This window comes from Ruegeria sp. AJ12 (assembly GCF_056536245.1).
Window position 1 is genome coordinate 3,622,092 of the sequence record NZ_JBQFJJ010000001.1, and the last position, 22,208, is coordinate 3,644,299.

Here is a 22,208-nt window from a genome sequence, read left to right on the forward strand (position 1 = left end):
AAGGCGGGCCGTTCGCTGGCGGCACCGTATGGTGCCGCCCTTTTGTTGTGTTCAACCGTCCTTGCGGATGACTTCGTTCTTCGGATCATAGGGGCTGTCGCAGGTGACGACCGCATCCCACAACTTGTCTTGCATTTTGACCTGCAGCTTGGTGCCTTCCACCGCCAGATCGGGGGTCACATATCCCATGCCGATGGATTTCTCGAAGGCCACCGAATAACCGCCCGAGGTCAAGCGACCGACACGCTTACCTTCCAGCGTGTAGAGCACTTCGCGGCCCCAGGGGTCGGCATCGTCCGGGCCGTCGATCAACAGTGTGCAGCACTTCACCCGCACGCCCGTCTCTTCCAGTTTGGCTTTGCCGTGGAAGTCTTTCGACAGGTCCACGAAGCGCAGCAGGTCAGCCTCCAGCGGGGTCGCGTCGCGACCCAGTTCAGTGCCGAAGGCGCGATAGGATTTCTCCTGACGCAGCCAGTTCTGGGCGCGGGCACCGACCAGTTTCATGCCATGCTTCTCACCCGCTTTTTCCAGCAGGTCGAACAGGTAGTTCTGCATCTCCATCGGGTGGTGGAGTTCCCAACCCAGCTCACCGGTATACGCCACGCGGATCGCGTTGACCGGGCACATCCCCAGCTCGACCTGCCGGGCCGACAACCACGGGAAGCGCTTGTTGGACAATGCGGCTTCCGGATCGGCGTCCTTGATGACCTCTTTCAGAACGTCACGCGACTTGGGTCCGGCGATGGCAAAGACGCCCCACTGAGTGGTCACGTCCTGAATCTCGATGTAGCCGAACTCCTCCATCTTGTCCTCGGCCGCCTTGCGCAGGTAGTCGGCGTCATACTCGGTCCAGGCACCGGCGGAGACGATATAGTAGGTGTTCTCGCCATTGCGGACGATGGTGTATTCGGTGCGGGTGGTGCCGTGTGCGGTCAGCGCGTAGGTCAGGTTGATACGACCGACCTTGGGCAGCTTGTTGCAGGTGAACCAGTCCAAGAACTGGGTGGCACCGGGGCCTTTGACGACATGTTTGGTGAAGGCGGTCGCATCAATCAGACCAACGCCTTCACGGATCGCCTTGGCTTCTTCGACGGCATATTGCCACCAGCCCCCCCGACGAAAGGACCGACTTTCCTCGTCGAAGGTCGAAGGCGCATCCAACGGGCCATAGTAGTTTGGACGCTCCCAGCCGTTGACCCAGCCAAATTGCGCGCCACGCGCTTTCTGACGGTCATAGGCTGGCGCTGTGCGCAGCGGACGGCAGGCCGGGCGCTCCTCGTCCGGGTGGTGCAGGATGTAGACGTGGTCATAGCACTCTTCGTTCTTGCGCGCCGCGAACTCGGTGGTCATCCAGTTGCTGGAATACCGCTTTGGGTCCAGCGAGGCCATGTCGATCTCGGCTTCGCCCTCGACCATCATCTGCGCCAGATAATAGCCGGTGCCGCCTGCGGCGGTGATGCCAAAGCTGAATCCTTCGGCCAGCCACATGTTGCGCAGGCCCGGAGCGGGACCGACCAAAGGGTTGCCGTCGGGCGTGTAGCAAATCGGGCCATTGAAATCGTCCTTGAGGCCACTTTCCTCGCAGGACGGAACGCGGTGGATCATCGCCATGTATTGCTCTTCGATCCGTTCCAGGTCCAACGGGAAAAGGTCGGCGCGGAAGCTGTCCGGTACACCGTATTCAAAGCAGGCTGGCGCGTTCTTTTCATAGACACCCAGAATCCAGCCACCGCGTTCCTCACGGACATAAGATTGTGCGTCGGCGTCACGGACCACGGGATGCTCATTGCCGCCGTTGGCACGGTACTCGACCAACGTCGGGTCCTTGTCCATGACGATGAACTGGTGCTCGACCGGGATGGCGGGCATCTTGATACCCAACATCTTGGCCGTGCGCTGCGCGTGGTTGCCTGATGCAGTGACAACGTGCTCGGCGGTAATCACCACCTGTTCGTCTCCGGGGACGAGGTTGCCGCCCTGTTCCACCATCTTGGTGCAAGTGACTTCCCAATGGGTGCCGTTCCAGTGGAACGCGTCGGCCTGCATCTTGCGCACGATATCCACGCCACGCTGGCGGGCACCTTTGGCCATCGCCTGTGTCACATCCGCGGGGTTAATGTAGCCGTCCGTGTTGTGATAGATCGCACCCTTCAGGTCTTCGGTGTTGATCAACGGCCACCGCGCTTTGATCTCGTCGGGGGTCAGCCATTCATAGGGCACACCGCAGGTTTCAGCGGTCGAGGCGTAGAGCATGTATTCATCCATACGCTCTTGCGTCTGCGCCATGCGCAGGTTGCCAACCACGGCAAAGCCCGCATTCAGACCGGTTTCTTCTTCAAGTGTCTTGTAGAAATCGACCGAGTATTTGTGGATATGGGTCGTCGCATAGGACATGTTGAACAGCGGCAGCAGGCCAGCCGCGTGCCAGGTCGAGCCCGAGGTCAGTTCATCCCGCTCGATCAGCATCACGTCGTCCCAGCCTGCCTTGGCCAGGTGATAGGCTATCGAGGTCCCGATGGCGCCGCCGCCAACGACCAGTGCTTTGACTTGGGTTTTCATTCGCCCGCTCTCCGGATTGAGTCTATTTGGCAAGGTTTATGCCCAACCCGAGGCCAAACCGCCAAGTCCATCCGACGCAATTGCGCGCAAAACCGACGCCAGCGACCACAACAGACCCCGCGTCCGTGAAACGGACGTTGAATTTTAGCAATTGGGGAACGTGAGCTTAGGCTTAGTCAGACGATTTTGCCAGGATTCATGATGTTGTCGGGATCAAGTGCAGCCTTGATCGCGACCATGTACTGCGTGGCGGCGCCAAGTTCCTTGAGCAAATAGGGGCGTTTCCCCTGCCCGATGCCGTGTTCGCCAGTGCACGTCCCCTCCATCGAAATGGCGAGATCATTGAGCCAGTCGACGAATTCGTCTGCTTTGGCGATTTCATCCGCATTTTCCATGTCGATCAGCGGCAAGGTGTGAAAGTTGCCATCCCCGACATGCCCGACAATCGGTGCGATCAGCCCAAACTCAGCCGCCTTGTCCTGTGCTGCTGTGACGGCTTCGGCCAGCCGAGAGATCGGGACACAGACATCCGTCGAAATCCCCTGCGCACCCGGGCGCAGTTGCAAACAGGCCCAATACATGTCGTGACGCGCCTGCCAGAGCTTGTTCCGCTCTTCTGTTGTTGATGTGGCCGCGAAATCGGTTCCGCCGAAATCCTCGGCAATTTGCCCAAAAGTGTCGGCCTGTTCGGCTGCACCGGTTTTGGAGCCGTGAAATTCCAGCAAAAGCAAAGGGGTCTCCGGCAAAGTCAAACCGGAATAGGCATTGGCGGCTTTGACCGACATCTCGTCCAGTAGCTCGATACGTGCGACTGGAATCCCGTACTGGATGGTCATCATCACCGCCTGACAGGCCGCATCTACCGTTGGGAAAGAGCAGCGCGCCGAAGTGATCGCCTCTGGGATGCCATGCAGCCGGAGGGTGAGTTCGGTAATAATGCCCAAAGTCCCCTCCGCTCCGATCAGCAGGCGCGCCAGATCGTACCCCGCCGAAGATTTTCTGGCGCGGTGGCCGGTCCGGATGACCTGCCCGTCGGGCATAACGGCCTCAAGGCTGAGAACATTGTCCTTCATGGTTCCATAGCGCACCGCATTCGTGCCTGAGGCACGGGTTGCCGCCATCCCGCCGAGCGACGCGTTTGCGCCCGGATCGATCGGAAAGAACAAACCCTGATCGCGTAAATGGGTGTTCAGATCCTCTCGCGTGACACCCGGCTGTACCACGCAATCCAAATCCGCGACATTCACGGCCAAGACCCGGTTCATTTCTGTGAGATCAACTGAAATCCCTCCGGCCGGGGCATTCACATGCCCCTCAAGGGAGGTGCCCGTTCCAAATGGGATCACGGGCACCCTATGGGCGGCACAGGTTTTCACGATTTGCGAAACGTCTTCGGTAGAGTGCGGATAGACGACCGCGTCAGGGCTCTGGTTCTCAATCCATGTGGTCGTGTGGCCATGCTGTTCCCGGATCGCAGCCCCTGTCTGTAACCGGTCTCCGAACTGCTGTTTCAAAATACCGATTGCGGTTTCGATACCGCTCTCGTTTCGCGGCATTGCGGATGCCTGCACCATGGTGATCCTCTCCTTCCCGCGAACAGCAGGCCTTTCAGATCATGACTAAAAGGCCCGCTGCATCGGGGCAATACCCACAAGCTCGCTATCCTACTCGCCCAGCGCGATCCCTTCTCTCCGGGGATCGGCACCGCCTCGCAATCCGTCTCTGATTTCGATGGCGTGCAGACCAGAGGTCAGATCGCGGGGGTTCACCTCGAACCCAATCTCGGTCAGCGCATCAACATGCCCTTCCGCACTGGTGCCGACCTCGACATCATATGTGCCAAACCGGTTGACCAGATGCGGCAGCGACACGGCCTGTTGTACATCCATTCTCCAGTCGGCCCACGCGATGATCGACTTGGCCACATAGCCGATAATGCGGCTGCCACCTGGCGAGCCAATCGCCAGCACCGGTGCGCCGTCCTGCATGACGATTGTCGGGCTCATGGATGACCGCGGCCGTTTCCCGGGTTCCAGCCGGTTGGCGATCGGCACCCCATCCCGATGGGTACGGAACGAGAAGTCCGTCAGCTCGTTATTCAGCAGGAACCCGTTGGTCATCAGACGCGAGCCAAAGCCGTTTTCGATGGTTGTGGTCATCGACAACACGTTGCCATACCCATCCACAATCGAGATATGCGAGGTCGAGGGCAGTTCCAGGGACTCATCATCGGCCCAGTTCATGGCATGATCAAATTCAGGATTGCCGGGTACGACCTCGATCAGCGCGCTTTCAGCATTGAGCAACTCGGCACGCTGAGCCAAGTAGTCGGGATCAACCAGACCTCCGGTCGGCATAGGGACAAAATCACTGTCTGCCATATAGCGCCCACGATCCGCGAAAGCGAGGCGCGACGCTTCTCCGATCAGCCGCCATGCTTCGGCGCTTTCAGGCCCCATCGCCGCCAGATCATAGCTGTTCAACATGCCCAGTATCTGTCCCACGGTCAGCGCGCCCGATGACGGAGGCCCCATTCCGCAAACCTCATAAGCCCGATAGGCCGCGCAGACCGGCTCGCGCTCGATGACCTGGTAGAGCGCGAGGTCAGTACCGGACAGGACGCCGGGATTGCCGGGGGCAGACCGGACTGTGCTGATGATCCCGGATGCAATCTCGCCGCCATAGAACCCAGCCGCCCCTTCGGCAGCCAGCACACGCAGCGTTTCAGCATAGTCTGGGTTAAACAGCCGTTGCCCTTGCTGAAGCGGTTGACCACCGGGCAAAAAGTACTCGGCCGTCACCGGAAAACGGGACAACCGCTCGGCGTCATTCTCGATCAGGCTGGCCAGCCGGGGCGAAACCAGAAAACCCTCATCCGCCAACCGGATGCCATCGGAAAAAAGACCGGGCCACGGAGAGCGTCCCCATCGGCGATGCGCCTCTTCCAGCAGCGCGGGTGTGCCCGGAGTGCCAACGGACAAACCGCCGACAACCGCGTCGAAGAATTTCAACGGCTCGCCAGTTTCATCGTGAAACAGGGTTGGGGTGGCCGCCAAAGGCGCGGTTTCGCGCGCGTCCAACGTGGTCAGTTGTCCACTGGTAGCGTCATACCAAACCAGGAATGCGCCACCACCCAGCCCGGATGATTGCGGTTCGACCAGCCCCAGCACAACCTGTACTGCAACCATCGCGTCTGCGGCTGACCCACCAGCGCGCAGCACTCTGGCACCGGCCTCCACTGCAAGAGGATTCGCAGCGCTGACCATCCAGTTCTGAGACTCGACCGGCACCCCGGCCAACTTGGCCTCGAGCGCCGCGATAACCTCGTCCGTCAGCGCCTGGACCTGACCCTCGGACGCGCCTTCGGGGGCGACGGCATCGGCGGTCTCCTGGGCGAATGCCGGAACGGCAAAAGCAATTGCAGAAAACAGTAGCCCTGAAATTCGACTGGTACGCATGTTATCCTCCGATTCAATTATTGCTTTCAACACTGTACTGGCACTGATGGCTGAACAACCTTAGGCTGACACCCGGCACGCCTGCGGCAAAGTTCCGCTGCGGGGATGGCCCCTCCAATAATCGCATAAGAGGCACGCAACGGTCCTCCCGTCGTCGTAGGTCGGCCACTTTCCGACGCCTTAAAGCATCGATGGCACAACCTGGTCCGGTGGACGATGGCCATCTTCGAAAGTCTTGATATTGATGATGACTTTTTCGCCCATTTCAATCCGCCCCTCCAAAGTGGCGGACCCCATATGGGGCAACAGAACCACGTTCGGCAACTGACGCAGGCGCGGATTGACGTTGGTGCCGTGTTCATAAACATCCAGACCGGCCCCGGCGATCTCACCCGCACGGATCAACCGGGTCAGCGCGTTTTCATCGACAACCTCGCCTCGGGATGTGTTCACGATCACCGCCGAGGGTTTCATAAGCTTCAGGCGGCGGGCATTCATCAGATGGAAGGTGGAGGGTGTAGATGGGCAATTGACCGAAATCACATCCATGCGCGCAACCATCTGGTCCAGGCTTTCCCAATAGGTCGCTTCCAACTCCTCTTCGATCTCGGGTCGCAGCCTGCGGCGGTTGTGATAATGCACCTGCATGCCAAACGCGCTGGCGCGGCGGGCCACGGCCTGTCCGATCCGCCCCATGCCCAGAATGCCCAAACGCCGACCACCGATCCGCCCGCCCAACAATGCGGTGGGCGCCCAGCCGGTCCAATCACCCTGCTGCATGACACCCAGACCTTCGGGGATACGGCGCGTCACCGCCAGGATCAGCGCCATTGTCATATCTGCCGTATCGTCGGTCAGGACACCCGGCGTGTTCGACACCAGAATGCCGCGCTGTCGCGCCGTCGCGACATCGATGTTATCGACACCGGCCCCATAATTGGCGATCAGCCGCAGGTTTTCGCCGGCCTGTCCCAGAAGACCTCCATCGATGGAGTCCGTGACTGTCGGAACCAGCACATCGGCCTCTTTGACCGCGCTCACCAATTCGTCCCGCGACATGGGCGTGTCATCGTCGCGCAAGCGGACATCGAACAGCTCGGTCAACCGGGTTTCTACCGCTTCGGGCAACCGTCGCGTTACGACAACACTCAGACGTTCTCTTGGCACCTCTGCCCTCCCACTTCTTTGCATTCGTGCGCGCGCCATGGCATCGTGGCGCAGGATAAGGCGGGGCACAAGAACCCCTAAGGCATTGAGTCGACCTTTTTTCGAAAGCAGATCAACAGGCACAAGAGCAGACAGTCAGTGAGTGGTCTTCTACCGGTGAAACGCCGTTGTTTGGCGATCCTGTCCGTGATCGTTCTTGCGTTCAGCCCGATTGCGGCTGCTGCGCAGGACAAACGCGGCCCCGTGACCAATCTGCCGCTGCCGCGTTATGTGTCGATGAAAGCCGCCGAGGGCAATGTGCGACGTGGGCCGTCATTGACCCATCGAATCGACTGGGTGTTCAAACGGCGCGGCATGCCGCTGCAGATCACGGCGGAATACGGAAATTGGCGCAAGGTTCAGGACCGCGACGGCGCGGGCGGCTGGGTTCACTATGCGCTGCTTTCTGGTGTTCGCACGGTGTTAATCGAATCCGAGATACTGCCTGTTTATGCCCGGCCCGACCCCAGTTCCCCGGTCAACGCGCATTTCGAAACCGGTGTGGTGGCACGGCTCGGGACCTGTTCGCTCGACTGGTGTCGCATTTCAGCGGGCGGCTATCGCGGCTGGGCACTGAAATCGAACCTTTGGGGTGTCGACCCGTCAGAAATTCGAGACTGAAGCGGCACCTATCCCAGCGGCGCCGCCCAAAGTTCAGACCTCTTCCGCACCCTCGGAGCCGCGTGCGCCCAGTTCTTTGTCCAAAAGCAAAAGGTTCCAACGATCCTGGTTGGCCGCCTTGGTTTTATCCAGCATCTGGCTGAACAGATCTTCCTCTTCGGTCTGTTCGGCAAGGAACCAGTTCAGCATGTTCTGCGTGCTGTATTCCTTTGCGCTGTGCGCCAATTCGAACAGCGCATTGATCTGGCCAGTCACCATTTCTTCGTTGGCCAATGCATGCTCAAGCGCTTCGACCGGGGACGCATAGTCCACCTTGGGCTTATCAATCCCGTCAACCTCGATTCGACCGCCACGTTTTGCCATGAAGTCAAAGATGCGCATGGCATGTGTACCCTCTTCGGCGGAGTGTTCCCTGAACCATTGCGCAAAGCCCGGTAAATCCTGAGATTCAAAATAGGCCGCCATGGCAAGATAGGTATAAGAGGCGTGCAGCTCGCTGTTGATCTGTCGGTTTAATGCCTCTGCGACGTCTGAATTCAGTTTCATAAGCCGTTCCTTTGCCCCAAGTCATGATCGCTCCCAGTAAGCTAGGTAATTTCACGATGGAGTTCAACAGAGATATGGTTTTTAGCAAGTAATTTCATTGCGTTAATCAGCTCTTCCTGCTAGTGAAAATCAACCGCAACTGGCGAGCTGGATGCCTCTTCGACTAGCAATTCGAACCTGCTGCGCTACCGTGGCAATTACAAACAATGAGGGCGGGACGTGAGAGCCGTTACATACGCAAAATTTGGGGCAGCGGCAGATGTTCTGCAAATACTGGACCTGCCGCCTGTGTTGCCGGGTCCGGGCGAGGTCGCGGTGGATCTGGCATACTCGGGCGTGAACCCGTCAGACGTCAAAGCCCGCGCTGGCGCAAGACCAGGCGTGACCAAGCCGCCTTTCCCGGTGATCATCCCGCATAGCGACGGATCGGGTATTGTTTCGGCTGTTGGTGAAGGTGTGTCCGCCTCACGGATCGGCCAGCGCGTCTGGATCTGGAACGGGCAGTGGCAACGCGCCTATGGAACCGCCGCATCGCAGATCACTTTGTCCGAGGGCCAGGCAGTACCCCTGCCGGACTCCGTATCGATGCAGACCGGTGCGGTGCTTGGAATACCCGGCCTGACCGCGAGCCATGCGGTGTTTTCTGGCGGGCCCATTGCCGGCCAGACAGTTCTCATCCACGGCGGTGCTGGCACGGTTGGGTATTTGTGCGTTCAACTGGCCAAATGGGCAGGTGCACGTGTCATCGCAACCGCCAGCCCGCCCAGTTTCAACCGCGTACGCGAAGCAGGCGCGGATCAGGTCATCGACTATGCAACCGACGATGCGTCAGCACAGGTGCTTGACGCCAACGATGGCCAGCCGGTTCACCGAATCGTCGATGTTGAATTCGGCGAAAATGCTGAAACCAACGCGGCCGTCATCGCCGAAAATGGCCGCATCAACGCTTACGGCTCAGCCCGGAACATGACGCCGACGCTGCCTTTCTACCCTTTGATGTTCAAAGCGGTGACGCTGGAAATGGTTCTTATCTATCTCCTGCAAACAGATCAGCGTAAAGCAGCGGTTCAGAAGCTTCATGCTGCACTGATTGAAGGCGGGTTAACTTGTCCGATTCAGAGCGTTCTTCCAATGCAGGATTGCGCAACCGCGCATGAACTGGTGGAGACTGGAAACCGGACAGGCGCTGTGCTGATTGAGACAAGTTAACGACGTTTCGAACGTGACTTGGAGCGGTACATTTTTTTCAGCAAAAGCTCTTGAACACTGCCAACAACAGTCGTAGATAGCCGCTCACCGTTGGGGTGTAGCCAAGTGGTAAGGCAGCGGTTTTTGGTACCGTGTATCGTAGGTTCGAATCCTACCACCCCAGCCATGGTTTTCCTGTGTGCCGTCCAGCTTGAATTTGGATTTATCCAGCTAGAACACGCAACTCGTCCAAGCAAAATTTACACTTCGCAAGATTTTAGTCTGTCGGCGCAGAACAAACCCTCTCGACTGCCCTGACACAGAAACTTCCGTCTTCAACAGTGAAGCCTTTCTCAGCGATTTTAGTCACCGGGAAATTGCAGAAGGTAGAGCTCAAAGCTACAGTATCCCCGAGTTAATTCAGGAGCTTGGCATGGCCAATTGGTACACAGCGGACCTGCATTTCGGCCATTCACGGATCATCGAGTTTTGCGACCGCCCCTATAAGTCCACCGATGATATGAACGCGGCAATCATCCAGAACATCCAAAGCTGCGTCTCTTTTGAGGATGACCTCTGGATTCTCGGCGATTTTGCCTTTGGGCAGGCAACAGGTTCGCAGAAGTTTGAAAACTGGTTCCACCAGATTCCGGGCCGCAAGCATCTTGTCGTTGGAAATCATGACGATGAGGCCATCGCAATGTTGCCGTGGGATAGCATCTGCGACCTCAAAGAGATCAAAGATGGTGAACAGTCTCTTGTTCTTTGCCACTATCCCATGATCACCTGGAACGGTGCGCGTCGCGGGGCATTGCAGCTATTTGGCCATGTCCACGACCAATGGGCGGGCTCGCGCAACAGCGTCAATGTGGGCGTAGATCAATGGGATTTCCGCCCCATTCAAGTTGAAGACATTCAACGACGCGCGAAAAAACTACCCGTCAACAAGCACTGGGCTGACGTCGAACACGGAAACGCACTGGAGTGAGTTCGCCCATGCGCATGGTTGTGACCTTCCCGCGTTAAGCAAACCTGGCGATCTGAACAAGTGCTACCAACTCTTCGTTTGAACGTCTCCAGCCTAGTAACGAAACCTGTCCCACTAGTACATCGGGCGGGAAGCCGACCTTCGCCGCAAACGTGGAATGCCCGGTCGCGAGATAGATAAAGCGGACATTCGATCAAACTACTCGTAGTTAGTAGGTCCGCGGCTCGACTTCAAACCCACCTTTCTAAGTTCATGTGGCTACTCTTAGAGTATCGCGTTAGGGTTGTGATATCTTTTGACGAACATATTTTGATTGTTCCTATTTGGCCGGGAAAGCGAGGCAAAGTTGCGTATCAAAGGCATTATTCTGGAAAACTTCCGAGGCTACAAAGCTCGCACTCATGTTACTTTGGAACAGTTCACGGCTCTTATCGGCAGAAACGATGCCGGTAAGTCCACCATCCTAGAAGCGTTGGACTACTTCTTCGAGAATTCCAAGCCAGATCAGGGCGACGCAAGCATCGCGGGGGATGCAAAACAGGTTTTGATTGGCGTTGTGTTTGATCGGTTGCCCTCTGAGCTGACGTTAGATCGTGGGGCAAGAAGTACGCTTGAGGCAGAACACCTGCTGAATCAGGATGGCGATCTCGAGATACACAAGATCTTTAACCTCGCCGTGCAACGCCCAGGTGCTGCGAAAGTCTTCGCTCGAGCGGTCCACCCAACAGAAGAGAAGGTCCAAGGTCTACTTCAGAAGAACAACACAGCCTTAAAGGCGCTCGTGAAGGAGATGGGTCTTCAAGACGACTGCAACCTCAACGAAAACCCGTCTATGCGGCAAGCTGTCTACCAGAGCGTCGGTGGCAATCTGTTATTGGAACTTCAAAACGTCCCTCTCAACGACGACAACGGCAAAGCCGTGTGGGGCGCGATCCAAGCTAGACTTCCGCTATATGCATTGTTCCGCTCTGATCGGGCGTCGAGCGACCAAGACCCGGAAGTACAAAACCCGATGAAGGCCGCCGTGCAAAAGGCGCTGGCCGATATTCAGGATGATCTTGCGGATGTTGTTGAGAAGGTGAGGGTTCGGGCCGAAGACACTGCGAAGCGGACCCTCGAACAGCTTCAGGCGGCATATCCCGACCTAGCGAACTCACTGACTCCACAGTTCCGGTCACCGTCTTGGGCCAACATGTTCAAGGTTGATCTTGAGAGCGATGACGGCGTGCCTTTGAACAAGCGCGGTTCCGGCGTCCGGCGATTGATACTCATGAGTTTCTTTCAGGCCGAAGCGGAAAAGAAGCGAAAGGAAGCAGGTGAAGGTGCCTTCGACGGGGAAGTGCCGGTAATCTACGCCATCGAAGAACCTGAGACATCGCAGCATCCGGACAACCAGCGTCGTATCGTTACCGCTCTTATGGAAGTTGCTGAAGCGGGCGACCAAGTCCTTGTCACGACGCACATGCCTGCTTTGGCGGAACTGATGCCGGTGGACTGCCTGCGGTACATTGACCGGGGAGATGATGGAAACGTTCGTATCCGTTCTGGTGACCCAGAAGTATATGCCGAAGTGGCAGAGGCGTTGGGTGTGCTGCCCGACCCGATACTTGGCCAGACTGTGAAGGTTGCGGTGTTGGTGGAAGGTAAGACCGACATCGACGCCCTAGTTTCGCTGTCCCTGGTCTTGTCTGAATCTGGCGAGCTGCCGCCTCTGGACCACGACAAAATCTTCTGGGCGCTTGGTGGCGGCGAGACGCTCAAGGACTGGGTTGAGCGGGACTACCTGTCCAACCTTGATCTTCCACAGGTCGTAATCTTTGACTCGGATCGGACAGCAGAAGCGCTGCCAGCTCATGCAGACAAGCAGCAGCGTTTGAATGAGATCAACGCTTGGAAGGATCGAACGGCATTCATGACCAGTAAGCGCGAAGTGGAGAACTTTGTGCACCCGGACACAATCGCGCGGTTGTCCGATGGATTGATAGAGCTGCCGAACGGCTTTGATCCCGACTTTGGTGACCTACCTACGGCATTTGCCACAGCTATGCGGGACGCTATCGACAACAAGGGGCTCACGTTCAAACCTGTTGACCTCAACGGTGAACGGCTGCGGGCATCCAAGCGCTACACCAAGCACATCCTGACCTCATACGTCATGCGGAACATGACTGTGGATGAGATCAAAGAGCGGTCCAAGTATGAGCGCGATGGCGCAACCCATTATGAAGTTTACGATTATCTAGAAGCCATTCAGGCGTACACTTGAAAATCTGGGCTTTAGCGACGCCAGGAAAGATGGCACACAGAAGAAAGATGCAACGGTCGCGAAGGAGGCCGGGGGGTGGACGCAACGCAGCAGGCGCTAAGAATGAAAATAACGTAGCAGTTGCCCACACTCCGATGGTTAGCGATGAAGATTTAAAAGCCGCCAAGAAGGTGACGTATTGGCTGCTGGAGGAAGTACCAGAGCTGGGCTACCTTTGGCGAAGGTCGGCAATTCGGGCTGCAGAGGCAGTATTTGACTGCTTTGCTCGAGGTTGGCTCTGGGCCGCTAAGACTTAAAGCAGTTCTCGCGATGCCAGGTAAGGAACTCAGCCCTTGGGCGATTGGCCGGCCGCCCCGGAGCCAAGAGCTTGCCCGAGGAGTTTATCATCGCGTTCACGGCTTCCATGTCGTTGCTTTGGCGAGAGACAAGAATAGTCAGATCGTCAGCAAGACCTACCAGCCCGCGATCGAACATCCAATGCGCTGTCCCTGACAAAGCTAGTCCATTGCTCACAATATCTGGACCATCCTGCTCGACCGGCCTGATATGAGCGGCCTCCACCTCAGCGCGCCCTCCGCCGTTGATCAGACGTAGCCCGGTAATTGCGCATCGCTCTCCGTATGCCCGCAAAACATTCTTTCTGAAGTTGCGGTCCCTTACGGCGCGGCTGGTCAGTTGCTTGATGCGTTCGCGGTCCGACAGATGCTGGAACGGCATTTGCGCTTCCTGAAATCTGTTTGGAGCGGCCAGGTCCACTCTCGGCAAGACGTCGTGATCTTGTCCAAGACCGCGCTCAACTATCCGCGCGAAATCTTCGGATGAGAGAGACCGCACCGCAGCCTGGGCGCGCCCGGAGATTTTTCCTCGGTCGTTCAAGAGGCCCTGCTCAACAATTTCATCTGCTTCGCGAAACGACACTGGATCGCCAAAATCGAGATATGTGCCTGGCTCAATGACGGCGATATGCATGTCGTCATGTTGTGGGTCCGGCATAATTTCCTGAACCTTGGCTACGGCAAAGTAACCCTTGGTATCCTTGACCTTGCTTGGTTCGAGATAAACGATCCAATCGCCCACGCACTGCTGAACGCGCGTCAGATATTGCCGCGGAAACTGATATCGTTCTGAGGGGACATCATCGTAAATTGAATCAGTCCGATGAATGAAAATACCAAACGCCATGTGGCATAGGATGGCCCGGAACGCAGATGAATCCAATCTGTCCGGTGTAGTTTTACCGCCCACTAGATCCGTCTTTGCAAGCCACTGGTTTCAATAGCCCCCCGGTCACGAGACTCGGCGATCAAACTTTTGCGTTGTGCCTCAGCTGGAGGACGTCTTAGGTTCAGCCCCGGATTTTGAGTCTATTGAATAGCTATGGCAAAAATTGAAGACAGATTCTGGGAAGAAAGGTTGGCGGACAGCCTTGTTGCGCTCGCCAAGGCACAAAAGCCATTCCTTAAGCGGTATTGGGAATCTCACGGTTTCCCCGCAACGGTGACCTACAACGGACGCGATGAAACTCCCTTCCCGGCCGACGATCATTTCATGATCTACGAGGACGCGACGCATTCATTTCGCTTTGGAACCAATGAGTATTTCGCACCGTTGAAGGCCGCACTTGATCCGGTCCGTGGAGTCTTGCGAGATCACCCGGTTTTGGCCCGTGCCCTAGGAAAGCGGATAAACGTTAATGACGTTCAGGTTGGCGTCTTGAATGGATCTTCGCTCACCAGCCTCAGCGCTCTCATTGTGGGCCAGATGGCGTTGAATCCGGCAGCATCACAAGAAGGCTTTCTACAAACAGCTTTAAAACTTAACGCGTTGCTTTTGTCGTCCACATCTCAAACCAATCCAGCCGATGAAGACGACCTAAACATCGGTATGGATGCCGCATTGTTCTACGGACTTCGCATCCCGCAAGAGATCGACCTTGGTGAGGGTTACGCGCTTGTTCCGCTCTCTCTCATTGAGGAGTACATTGATCGCGAATGGCTTCAGGAAGTGGCTCCGGAGCACGTTGAACGGCGGCGCATAGAGGGCATTTATGCCATTGTCTACAGGTTCTCTTGGAAACCAAGCGTCCGCAACAGACATTCGATGGCCAATAGCCCCTACAAAGCACCTCCGCCCTTGTTTCATCGTTGGACAGAGGAGTTTTCAAATCTGCTTGCGGTGACGTTTGGGACACGAACGTCCCGGATCATGACCCTAGAAGGCTGCATTTCACGAACCGCGTCCGAATTACTTGGTCGGCATCACGGTCCAAATTCACCTCACAAAGGTCGATCCATAAGCCACCTGTTCGATCCGTTCACAGAGTTCACCGACGCCGACTTTAGCAAACTCGAAAGAGCTAAAGACCTGTTCTCTCGAAGAGCGACAACCGCCTATGCCGATCTCGCACCTGCTATGTATCGCATGGCCGAAGCCCATGGTCGCGACGGACGTTTTGGCGCACATGATCGAATTCTGGATTTGGCCATTGTCTTTGAGCGGATATTCAAGCCGCCAAGAAATGAACCTATTAGCAAGTTCCTTCAGAATGGAACGGCAGAACTGCTGGGCGAGAGTGAGAAAGAAAAGGAGCTCATCAAGGCCAAGGTCAAGCATTTGTATGACGTTCGGTCCGCCATTATTCACGGTCCTTCTGACGGCCGAAAAACCCAGCTTCTAAGAGAAGTTGAGAAAGCGTGGACATCTGGCGCTGCACTGGCGAGAGATGCATTGTTGCAGAAACTTGAGTAATCGCAGACCTACAGCCCTGGTGTCGAAGTTTCTTTTTGTGGCTTTCAGGGACAGGTTTCGGTTGGCAACTTGCCGATATCAGCCACCCAAACCAACATCCGCTTCGACGAAGCTGCATTGCGGCATTAGCAAACGCGCTCAGTGTCCGGTTTGGGCCGGCAATCCAACCACCCAAGCCTCAGACCGGTGGGCGCAGCTCGTGCCAATGAGTAAGTTTTTGAAACACGTCTGCAAGCTTCAGCAGTGAGGTCTCTTTATAATGGTGTCCCACTATTTGCAGTCCAATCGGCATACCCTTTTGTGTCTGGCCACAGGGCAGACTAATTGCTGGGTGGCCTGTAAGATTAAACCCGCATGTAAAGGGTATCAAACTTGCCAGTTCCTGTGTTGGGTCGAAGTCTGCCAGAGGCATCGCAGGGCGTGGTGTTGTCGGTGTCAGCAAAGCCTGCGCGTCAGCTTCCTTGAGTGCGTGAGTTAGTTCCTGCCGCAACTGCGATCGGATTTCTATAGCGCTCAGCAAGTGATCCTCGGGAATTTCCAGACCAGAATCGATCATTTCCGCGACCGCTGGCGAGAAATCATCTCGACGCTTCATTAGAGCGTCAGCATTGGCACATGCCAGCTCTGTCGCAAAGAATGTGACGATTGCGTCCACAGCCAATGGCAGCGTTGGAACGTCAATTTCAACAACTTCCGCGCCTGTTTGGTGGAAAACGTTGCACGCCGCTGAAAATGCGGCTTTGGTTTCCGAGTCGAGGTCGTAGGCTTGGGCAATCGCCTCTAGTGTCGCCGTTCCAAGAACTGCGATATTGTCTGCGGGGCGTGGTGTATCGCCATATGCCGCTCGGCTCTGCAAGGTTGCTTTATCCCAAGGATCTGGCCCTGCAAGTATGGGCAGAATCCGGGTGATTTCGGCGGCGGACCTGGCGATGATGCCAACATGGTCAATCGATGGGGCTGACGCCTGACGCATTACGCCCTGAGAGCTGATCAAGCCCCAGGTTGGCTTCAGGCCCGTTGTTCCTGTCATGGCTGCCGGTATGCGAACAGAACCTGCAGCATCGGTGCCAAGCGCAAAGCGGGCAGATCCAACGGCCACCGAGACGCCCGCGCCTGCACTCGATCCACCGGGATAGCAGGTTAGGTCCCATGGGTTACGTGTTGGTGGCTGATCCAGTCCGCAAGTCAACTCGTGCGCGATTTGCGTTCCGACCAGTATACCTCCTGCGGCGCGAAGCCGTTCAACCACTGCAGCGTCTTTTGAGGGAACACGGTGTTCATAAGCTTTTGAACCTCCGGATGTAACCACGCCCGTCACGTCGAACACCTCTTTTACCGCGAATGGCCATCCTTCAATCTGGGGCTCTTGAGGGCCAACATGGATGTCAGCCGCACCGGCCTGAGCGCCAGAAATCAGCAGATGTCTGTATGCGTGTACTTTGTCATCAGTGCGAGCCAATGCGTCCAGTGCGTCTGAGAGCTGACTGCTGGTGGTAACGGACATGGGTTTTCCACAGCTCCTTGTTGGCAATCAATTCAGTTACTAAGCAAATCGCTATTCGGTCCTAAGTCTATTTAGGCGCTTATGAATCAGCCGTGCCTTCAAGCTCATCCAGCAGCTTGTAATCTGTTGGCGGATCGTCACAAATGCCCGGTCCACATTCCAGAAGCGCTGAACCGACGTTGAGCGCAGCCAAAAGTAGGATCAGGAAAAACACCGCTTTGGCCAACTGGCTGCCGCCGAACCTTTCGGTTGCTCTCACGTCCGACGCTAGGTCGTATTGCTTTTCGAAAACCAGCATGATCGCGGTGCCAAGGATCACCAGACCAAAGGCTATTCCGGCCCATGTATAGAAATGTAAACCAAGTACAGGCGAGCCATAGTGACCTGTGCCTGGGACTATATGCAGCAGAATCTGGCGGATCGAAACGCTAATGCCGAAGATCGCCGCGACAAGAACTATTCCATAGTTTCTTGCGCGCGTACCCCACAACAGGTTCAGCCCCAGACCAAACCCGACGGCCACAAACCCAACACGTTGCAACAAACACAGTGGACAAGGCAGCTCGTACAATACGAGTTGAAAATAAAATGCAAGAACCAAAACAAGGCAAACCGCAAGGGCACCAAGCGCGTTCATGTTTCGAGCAAACTCAGGTGACATGCAAAGACCTCACAGTTGGATAGAAAGTGGGGTCGTAGCGTGAAACTTAAGCCAGTACGTGCTTATCAAAAGTGCAAGCACGAAGATGGCGTATGACGACCTTACAAGCTTGAAATACGCAAGTGCCATCGCGCTGGCAAAAAGTGCAAAAAGCAAAGCAATCATTAGATGCTCCTTACCGGATCGAAGGTGTCCGTGGTGACCAATGTCTATGAACTGAACCGGTTCCAGAGATTTAATCAAGCCTGTAGCGATCGTTTGAGTCGCACTATATTATCGACACTGACTACGCGTTGAAATTGCAATCTCAGCGAATGACCGCAAAGCAGGTTGCAACCGCAGCATCTATGAGTAAGGACGAGTGACCGGTTTGGGCCGTCCTCGAAGCTTCTCGGCTTCACACACAAGCCGATGCTGGGCGCCCTCCGATGGCGGGAGCGAGCCCTAATTGACAGATGCTGCAGCTTGTACCGATGTCCGCTTCCACTGTAGGGCTCGCGGTCGGCCCTCAAAATTCGTGTTGCCTATTCTGCTGGAACAATGTCCGGAACACGGTAGGCTCGAAACTCTTCGACATCCGGGCGATATGCCCGAAGCAGCAGGTTCCAACCATCCTCAGGCGTGAAGGCGAAGTTGGGTGCAAGCGCGCGACAGTCCTCGCCGCCGAACGCAACGTCAAATGATCCGTCGTCGTTGCTCACAACGCCCTGGTTCGAGCTGACGATGTTATCCGTGTCCGACATCAGGTATTTCTGCGGGCCATACACCGTGATGGAAAAGAATGCATCGACCGGCACTTCTGGGAATGTTGCCGTATAGCAAGAGCCTCCCACCGCGTTTTCAGGACCACCGATAGCGTACATTGCGTTTTCGTCTGCCGACAAACCCCAGGCGCCTGCCGTGACATAGGTGAAGTACTCCCAGTCATCGACATCGGAGACCCGTTTCTGCATCGCACCGAACGATGAAGGCAGCTTGGAATACTCCGCCAGCAGGGCGGCGCGCACCCTTTCAAGTGCCTCCGCGTCAAAGCTTGGTAGATCATCCTCTGGCGCCGCGCCTGAAATCGCATATTGTGGCTGCAATTCTTCTGTAACGACACGCACATCGTCAGCAGTGGCATCTGTTCCGGTCCGAATGCCAACAGCTACGAAATCGGTCTCGAAATCCTCGGACGAGAATGTATATTGACCGTCCCCATACAGGTAGAACGGCGTCATGTGGTCTTCCGTAATGATCTGGATCGATAGAAACCGGTCGCCCACATCCGGCACATCCAGCGTGAACCCCTGCCTCGCATTGACGATAGCAATCGAATAGATCGTATCGTTATTGGGCGAAACGACCCAGCGGTCGTCGGCGGTTGACAGATTGGTGAAGTGAAAGAACTGGTTGACGCCAGAGCGGCCCATGAAGTTTGCAAAAAACGCCCGGCTGTCTGCGTTGATATACTCGGCGGCGCTCATCCCGTAGTCGTTCGGATCTGTTGACCAGCCGGAACTGTCTATGTCCGGGATATCCGCGAGCGCCGCTGGTGCGATCAGAGTGCTGCACAACAGTGCAGCTGTAATTTTGTTGAACTTGTTGGATGTGTTTTTCATTTAGTTTCGACCTCGACTGTCAAATCAGCGCCGGGAACCGGAACGTAGGCTCGAAGGACACCGTAAAACGGCGTTCCTGTCGGGATGCCGTTCTGCCCCTCGCCGGATGGGCTGAGGGTCACGGTATAGGTGCCGTCTTCATTCGGCTCCGCTGTATAGCTGGTTTGATCGTAGATGCCCTTATCGTTTGGTATCAGCAGCTTGTTGACCGACGCATAGACCGTAACGGAGAAATAACCACCGTCTTCGACGATGTTTGCAGGCACGGTGAGAACGTATGTGTCATCGCCGTTGAACGGCTGGCCGTTTTCGTCAAACGCCAGTAGGCCGTATCTCACCACGTCGGACGGCGTGCCAAGTTGTCCCTGAAACACTCCTACAGCAGCATGTATTTCTCCCACATCACCTGAAACCGACCCGAAAATCTTGTCGGTATCCACCAAAGGAACGGCGGTCTCGATCAGCGTCAGTGCCGCCGCCTCGGTCTCGGGCGAAAATCGCTGCACGTCGCGGTCCATGTCGCCCTGGCCGCCTTCCATCACAATCTCACCGCTCAGCGCCATGACCTCGTCAAGATTGTCGACCACGACCATTCGGGTGAAGGCAAGCCCTTGGTCGGTTTCGAGGGCCAGTTTGTGAAAATCGCCCTCAGGCAGGGTTTGCCCAGGCCGGTACAGCAGGATCGGCAATTCGGGGTTCACGATGACGCCCGGTATGTTGTGCTTCATGTCGAAAATCGACACCGAGAAATAGCGGTCGTATTGCGGCGTGCGGATGATCGCTGGACCCTCGGACAGGCTGAACCAGTTGTAGCCATAATTCACCGTCGCCTGCGGCGTGATTACCGTGTCATCGGTAGGATCGACAAGTCCCGTGAATCGAAAAGCGCCGGGCTCGTTGGTTTCGAGCCAACGCTGCATCATGCGCACCTGTTCCTGATTAGGATACTCGCGGATGTAGTTTTCGATGGTGTCCTGAGCAAATGCAGGAACAGCAAAGAATGGCAGAAACAAGATCAGGGTGTATAGCTTGCGTAGAAACATTTCGGTCAACCCCATTTTGGAAACATAGGTTTTGGAAGTTTGTTTACTAAACTATATTTGTACCAGTCTGGAGCAAGCTCCAACGGATAGTGCGCTCCCATGACGCACAATTTGGTCCGCAAATGGCCAAAGTTGGCAAACGAGTGAGTTCCAAGGGTCCAAAACCCTCTAAGAACCAGCATTTGTCCCCCCAAGTTTCAGTTTTGTTGTTGATCGTATACCCCCGCCTTCGACGGGTAACCCCAAAGCGGTCATCCGCGAACTTACGGCGAACGGCAGGAATGTCCAAGGTTTGTGGCTGCTGTCAGCGTGAGCTGCAGCGGCGACAAACCTGACAAGGAAGAAAGCGCGGGAGGATTTTGGTGCTATGGGGATTGTGCGTTACGGGCTTCTGCAATTGAAGCGCAGCACAGTATCGCCTTTGGCGACGTGTAGTGCTGGCCGATCGGATTCGGCAGCGCATGTCATTGATCGGTCTCGATTTTGATCTTCGCACGCCGTTTTGGCACGCTTTTCAGGAATTTGAGCGCACAGACTGGTCCGGTGCCTCCGGATGGTGGGGCCGGGTTTGATTTTTGGCTCATGCGGCATCCTCCCATGGCGGGGCGCGGGATTTTGGGGTTTGGCCACGGGTGAAGATCTCGACCACACGCATCGTGCTGCCGCATTTTGGGCATGTGTGTTTCAGGTCTTGTTCCAGTGCTTCGGCGTGCGCTTCTTTGTCGGCCATTGGGTCAGGTTCGCCTGTTTGATCCAACAAACGCCTGATCTTCTCGATCCTGTCGCGGCGGATACCGTTAGCGAGGAAGCCCGCGTGGCGGATGCGGTGGAAGCCGGGAGGCAGGACATGGATCAGGAAGCGGCGGATGAACTCACCTGTGGGCAGGCGCATGACCTTCATCCGATCCCCGCGCTTGATGCGATAGTCTTTCCACCGGAAGGTAACCGTGTCCGCGTCGGCAGTGACCAGGCGGTGGTTCGAGATTGCCACACGATGGGTGTATCGGCTGAGATAGGCAAGCACCTGTTCGGGCCCTCCGAAGGGCGGCTTGGCATAGACAACCCAGTCGGCTTCGCGCAGCGGGGCGAGGTGCGCAGCGAAGATATTCGGGTCTGCCAGCCCCACCAGATTGCCAAAGAAGCGCAACCTGCCTGCCTTGTGCAACCGGAGCAGCCCTTCCAGGAACAAACGCCGGAACAGCCGCGACAGGACTTTCACCGGCAGGAAGAACCCTGGGCGGCAGCCGATCCAGCTGGTGCCATCCGTTGACACTCCGCCGCCGGGGACCACGACGTGGACATGCGGGTGATGCGTCATCGCTGATCCCCATGTGTGCAGCACGCTGGTCATGCCTATCCGCGCGCCCAGATGCTTCGGATCGGCGGCGATGGTCAGGAGCGTCTGGGCTGAGGCTCTGAACAACAGTCCATAGACCGCCGCCTTGTTCTGGTACGCCATGTCCGCGATTGGCGCAGGCAGCGTGAACACCACATGGAAGTATTCGACCGGCAACAGGTCTTCCATCCGCGCCTGCATCCAGTCGCGGGCGGTTGCCCCCTGGCACTTTGGGCAGTGTCGATTGCGACAGGAGTTGTAAGCGATGTGCTGGTGATCGCACTTTGTGCAAGACGCCACGTGCCCGCCAAGCGCGGCGGTGCGGCAACTCTCGATCGCGGACATCACCTTCAACTGCTGCAGGTTCAGATGTCCTGCATGTTCGCGGCGATACGCAGGCCCATGGGCGCGGAAGATATCCGCGACCTCCAGCTTTGGTCCATTGCCCGACAGTCGCTGCTTGCAGCGATGAGAGGGGGGCAT

Annotated in this window: 17 protein-coding genes and 1 tRNA gene; 6 read left to right on the forward strand and 12 right to left on the reverse strand. The window is 56.5% G+C overall.

Going from position 1 to position 22,208, the window contains the following annotated elements; translation table 11 throughout:
• Window positions 1–51: 51 nt before the first annotated feature.
• From ACR3E0_RS18080 to ACR3E0_RS18095, 4 genes are all read right to left on the reverse strand, one after another.
• Complete coding sequence (locus ACR3E0_RS18080) at window positions 52–2,559, reverse strand: GcvT family protein (protein WP_480480236.1); 2,508 nt, start codon at window positions 2,557–2,559, stop codon at window positions 52–54.
• Window positions 2,560–2,735: 176 nt separating this feature from the next.
• Complete coding sequence (locus ACR3E0_RS18085; protein ID WP_480480237.1) at window positions 2,736–4,133, reverse strand: FAD-binding oxidoreductase; 1,398 nt, start codon at window positions 4,131–4,133, stop codon at window positions 2,736–2,738.
• 90 nt (window positions 4,134–4,223) lie between these two features.
• Window positions 4,224–6,017 (reverse strand): gamma-glutamyltransferase, encoded by a 1,794-nt coding sequence (gene ggt / locus ACR3E0_RS18090; RefSeq protein ID WP_480480238.1) that lies wholly within the window; start codon window positions 6,015–6,017, stop codon window positions 4,224–4,226.
• Window positions 6,018–6,197: 180 nt separating this feature from the next.
• Window positions 6,198–7,184, reverse strand: a complete 987-nt coding sequence (locus ACR3E0_RS18095; RefSeq protein WP_480480239.1) for a 2-hydroxyacid dehydrogenase — start codon at window positions 7,182–7,184, stop codon at window positions 6,198–6,200.
• Between the two features lie 156 nt (window positions 7,185–7,340).
• Here ACR3E0_RS18095 and ACR3E0_RS18100 point away from each other — a divergent pair, with 156 nt between their 5' ends.
• A complete protein-coding gene (locus ACR3E0_RS18100) occupies window positions 7,341–7,844 on the forward strand; it encodes an SH3 domain-containing protein (protein WP_480481086.1) in 504 nt (167 codons plus the stop codon).
• Between the two features lie 33 nt (window positions 7,845–7,877).
• On the opposite strand, the gene ACR3E0_RS18105 is transcribed toward ACR3E0_RS18100, so the two are convergent.
• Window positions 7,878–8,390 carry a ferritin gene (locus tag ACR3E0_RS18105; protein ID WP_480480240.1) on the reverse strand — a complete coding sequence of 171 codons (513 nt, stop codon included), beginning with the start codon at window positions 8,388–8,390 and terminating at the stop codon, window positions 7,878–7,880.
• Between the two features lie 219 nt (window positions 8,391–8,609).
• Here ACR3E0_RS18105 and ACR3E0_RS18110 point away from each other — a divergent pair, with 219 nt between their 5' ends.
• From ACR3E0_RS18110 to ACR3E0_RS18125, 4 genes are all read left to right on the forward strand, one after another.
• The gene (locus tag ACR3E0_RS18110; RefSeq protein WP_480480241.1) at window positions 8,610–9,599 is read left to right on the forward strand and encodes an NADPH:quinone reductase; all 990 of its coding nucleotides are present in this window, start codon (window positions 8,610–8,612) and stop codon (window positions 9,597–9,599) included.
• 91 nt (window positions 9,600–9,690) lie between these two features.
• Window positions 9,691–9,765: transfer RNA gene (locus tag ACR3E0_RS18115), tRNA-Gln, on the forward strand.
• A 333-nt stretch (window positions 9,766–10,098) separates the two neighbouring features.
• Complete coding sequence (locus ACR3E0_RS18120; RefSeq protein ID WP_480480242.1) at window positions 10,099–10,566, forward strand: metallophosphoesterase; 468 nt, start codon at window positions 10,099–10,101, stop codon at window positions 10,564–10,566.
• A gap of 313 nt (window positions 10,567–10,879) precedes the next feature.
• A complete protein-coding gene (locus ACR3E0_RS18125) occupies window positions 10,880–12,832 on the forward strand; it encodes an ATP-binding protein (protein ID WP_480480243.1) in 1,953 nt (650 codons plus the stop codon).
• Between the two features lie 285 nt (window positions 12,833–13,117).
• On the opposite strand, the gene ACR3E0_RS18130 is transcribed toward ACR3E0_RS18125, so the two are convergent.
• The gene (locus ACR3E0_RS18130) at window positions 13,118–14,014 is read right to left on the reverse strand and encodes an HNH endonuclease (protein ID WP_480480244.1); all 897 of its coding nucleotides are present in this window, start codon (window positions 14,012–14,014) and stop codon (window positions 13,118–13,120) included.
• A gap of 195 nt (window positions 14,015–14,209) precedes the next feature.
• Between ACR3E0_RS18130 and ACR3E0_RS18135 the strand changes: the two genes are divergently transcribed.
• Window positions 14,210–15,580 (forward strand): hypothetical protein, encoded by a 1,371-nt coding sequence (locus ACR3E0_RS18135; protein ID WP_480480245.1) that lies wholly within the window; start codon window positions 14,210–14,212, stop codon window positions 15,578–15,580.
• A 178-nt stretch (window positions 15,581–15,758) separates the two neighbouring features.
• Here ACR3E0_RS18135 and ACR3E0_RS18140 read toward each other — a convergent pair whose 3' ends face one another.
• The 6 genes from ACR3E0_RS18140 to ACR3E0_RS18165 all read right to left on the reverse strand — a co-directional run bounded on the left by ACR3E0_RS18140 (window position 15,759) and on the right by ACR3E0_RS18165 (window position 22,208).
• Entirely contained in the window at window positions 15,759–17,084 is a 1,326-nt protein-coding gene (locus ACR3E0_RS18140) for an amidase (protein WP_480480246.1), read from the reverse strand.
• A gap of 79 nt (window positions 17,085–17,163) precedes the next feature.
• Entirely contained in the window at window positions 17,164–17,745 is a 582-nt protein-coding gene (locus ACR3E0_RS18145) for a disulfide bond formation protein B (protein ID WP_170687411.1), read from the reverse strand.
• Window positions 17,746–17,754: 9 nt separating this feature from the next.
• Window positions 17,755–17,910: a DUF5993 family protein gene (locus tag ACR3E0_RS18150; protein WP_480480247.1), complete on the reverse strand. Its 156-nt coding sequence runs from the start codon at window positions 17,908–17,910 to the stop codon at window positions 17,755–17,757.
• A 359-nt stretch (window positions 17,911–18,269) separates the two neighbouring features.
• A complete protein-coding gene (locus tag ACR3E0_RS18155) occupies window positions 18,270–19,346 on the reverse strand; it encodes a DUF1254 domain-containing protein (protein WP_480480248.1) in 1,077 nt (358 codons plus the stop codon).
• Window positions 19,343–20,404, reverse strand: a complete 1,062-nt coding sequence (locus tag ACR3E0_RS18160; RefSeq protein WP_480480249.1) for a DUF1214 domain-containing protein — start codon at window positions 20,402–20,404, stop codon at window positions 19,343–19,345. The genes ACR3E0_RS18155 and ACR3E0_RS18160 overlap by 4 nt, the downstream gene beginning before the upstream one ends.
• A gap of 565 nt (window positions 20,405–20,969) precedes the next feature.
• The gene (locus ACR3E0_RS18165; RefSeq protein ID WP_480479522.1) at window positions 20,970–22,208 is read right to left on the reverse strand and encodes an IS91 family transposase; all 1,239 of its coding nucleotides are present in this window, start codon (window positions 22,206–22,208) and stop codon (window positions 20,970–20,972) included.